The organism is Flavobacterium sp. (assembly GCF_025352015.1).
Lineage (GTDB): Bacteria > Bacteroidota > Bacteroidia > Flavobacteriales > Flavobacteriaceae > Flavobacterium.
The window spans coordinates 1-2,652 of sequence record NZ_JANXUG010000006.1; the positions used below are offsets into that span (position 1 = coordinate 1).

General features: G+C 25.1%; 5 protein-coding genes. All 5 read right to left on the reverse strand.

The genetic code is table 11. From position 1 onward, the window contains the following. Window positions 1–69 precede the first annotated feature (69 nt). Window positions 70–438: a DCC1-like thiol-disulfide oxidoreductase family protein gene (locus Q0Q96_RS00470; RefSeq protein WP_293870191.1), complete on the reverse strand. Its 369-nt coding sequence runs from the start codon at window positions 436–438 to the stop codon at window positions 70–72. Between the two features lie 41 nt (window positions 439–479). Continuing rightward, window positions 480–926, reverse strand: coding sequence for a DUF1648 domain-containing protein (locus Q0Q96_RS00475; RefSeq protein WP_293870193.1), 447 nt, complete (start codon window positions 924–926; stop codon window positions 480–482). After that, window positions 908–1,813, reverse strand: a complete 906-nt coding sequence (locus tag Q0Q96_RS00480; RefSeq protein WP_293870195.1) for a sporulation-delaying protein SdpB family protein — start codon at window positions 1,811–1,813, stop codon at window positions 908–910. The genes Q0Q96_RS00475 and Q0Q96_RS00480 overlap by 19 nt, the downstream gene beginning before the upstream one ends. Beyond that, window positions 1,797–2,360 (reverse strand): SdpA family antimicrobial peptide system protein, encoded by a 564-nt coding sequence (locus tag Q0Q96_RS00485; protein WP_293870197.1) that lies wholly within the window; start codon window positions 2,358–2,360, stop codon window positions 1,797–1,799. Before Q0Q96_RS00485 ends, Q0Q96_RS00480 begins: the two co-directional genes overlap by 17 nt. 1 nt (window position 2,361) lies before the next feature. Further along, window positions 2,362–2,652 (reverse strand): hypothetical protein (locus Q0Q96_RS00490; RefSeq protein WP_293870199.1); only part of this gene is annotated, 291 nt, incomplete at its 5' end.

The window sequence follows — 2,652 nt, forward strand, 5'->3', positions numbered from 1 at the left end:
TTTCTGATGTTGATGCCATGATTTGTAGTTTTAATTAATTAGTTTGTGAATATATAAAATAATTTGATTCTAAATATTACAAACTTTTTCATCACAATGGATTGGAATTATTTTTCTTTTTAGGGCTAACTCACTATACAATATCTGACCTAAATTTGTTAATTTGAGAATGTATAAAAATGGTATAAATAGCCAAAACAAAGGAAGTCTTACGAAAACAAAATATAAAGAATTGTACCCATAATGCCATTTTGTGCTAAACGATGCCATTTGTTTTTTTGCTAATTCTAAATCAATATTACGAAATGAATTGGTATGCAATTCATTTCGTAATTGTTTAATTTTGATAAGTTTTAGCCAATCTATTTTTTCAACAAATTTTGCAAATCTTGTACAGTTAGGACAAAAATTATCATAAAAGATGGTTAGATTTTTCATTTTATGAATTAGTTCAATGAACCAAATATATTAAAATTGTGTTAAGTCTTTTTATTATTAAAAAACACTAATGTTAAAATAGGAGTAATGGTTACGTATGAAATTAAATATATAAATTCTTTTTCTATATGTAAAGCTTTGAATATCATATATGAAAAAAAAGCGGTAGTAAATATTGCAATTATACTTAAAAAAAGTTGCATTTTTTTATATACTGATTCTCTGTTTTCATCATTTATTTCTATAGGATAATTTGCAGATTGAGGTTTTTTTATTAGTAACCAAATGAAGATTAATATTGCTAAATTAACACCAGTTGAGATAAATAAGGAATTTTTACCACTATGCCCATCGACTTTGCCATTTATGTTTATGTGTGAAACTACCGTTTCTGAAATATTAGAATAATTATATACGAGCAATATTAAATAGGTTATAAATATAGATAAACTAATAAAATATAAAATTTTTATTTTTTTTGAAACCATAATTTTAAATTTAAGGATTGATAAGTTGGAAAAAGATATAATATTAATGCAGCACAGATTGAAAAGAAGAACGAGAAAATTCCGTGATAAATAATAATTAAAAAATGAAATAGTATTGCAAAATATAAAATACGCTTTCTATGTTTTAATGAAGCAGTAAGTCCTAAAAAAAGTAACATTTCAAGAACAATACTTCCATATGTGAATAAGGATACAATGAAATAATTACTTAATAATTTATTCATTAAAATAGAAATAATTATAGGCATACCAAACACACTATGGTTGAACCAATAGTATGTAGCTGTTCCGTTAACCCATTCCGTTACAAAAAATTTACCTAATGAAGCATGATAATAAATTATTGCAACTTGAATTCTTATTATCCATATAAAAAAAATACCAATTATATTTTTTGATGATGGATAAGGTGTAATATTATTCCAATGATTTTTTCTTGGGTCAGTCAGACAAATTGGAATTAAAAGAAAGCTTAATATAGCGGCAATTTGATCTCCTCCATCTATAATTGAAGAAAAGTATAAAAAACTTATACTTATCCACCAGTGTAACAGAGATGTAATTTTAATAAAATATCCTGAAATTGTTATTATCAAAATAATTATTGCTATCAACTTCATATAAACAACATATTCAAAACCAAATAAAATAAAAAAATTAAACTTGTTTATAGGAGTTATCGGATTCAATAAAGGATTTATTATTTTGCCTTCAACTGTTTTATGAAATAAAACATCTAATGAATTAAAAACAAGAGTAAGTAAAGTACCTAATGCAACTATGCTTCTTGCTAACCCAACAGTGTTTGTATATGGAAAAAATTTTATACTCTTATTTTTTATTTGGTTATTAATTTTTTCTAGCATCACACATTATGTTTAGTTTTATAATTTTTGCAGGCATCTTTATTTTATATAATGATTTACTCCAAGCCCAAGGAACTGCTTTTTGAAATATAACAATATACTCACCACATAAAATTGGATTTTTCATTTGATTTTTTACGGAAACAGTTTTTAGAGTTATATCTGTATAAATGTTATTTTGATAATTCCATTGAGTGTTTCTATACAATGAATCATTCGTCTTGTTTTTAATTAGTTGTAGTTCAGACATTATTTTAGAGGCACTTCTATTAAGCCCAAATAGATTCCCTATGCACGCATGTCTTTGATCAATTTCTTCAAATTTATTAAATTCATTTTTTTTATATAGCACAATTTGTGCCTCTCTAGGATTTCTTGTGAAAAAAGCCCAACCTTGAGGCACAAATGTGAAAATCTTATTTTCTAAATTAACATTTAGTTTAATAGGATTATTTTCAACTGTATAGAGAAAAACTCCTGCAATAAATAAAAATGTAAAAATAGAGCAAAGCATAAAAACAATTAAATAACTTTTCTCTCTTATCATTTTAATTTTTTGCATAATATTCAGCTATCTCATTAATAAGGGTTTCAGTTTTTAAATTATCATCTATATCATTAGTTGGTCTATCGTTACCTACAATTTGATTTTTTTTATCTATACTTGGCCCCCAAAATGCAAATTTAAAGTATATAAGTGCTGTAACCGCTACTGTATTGTGAACTGCCAAAGCAAAATATGCTACACAGGCAACTGCCCAAGTACAAGGTACAAGTTGTTCTTGATTATCAGAAATCATATTTTCATTTAGTAAATTATCATATTCGCCGTTATCATA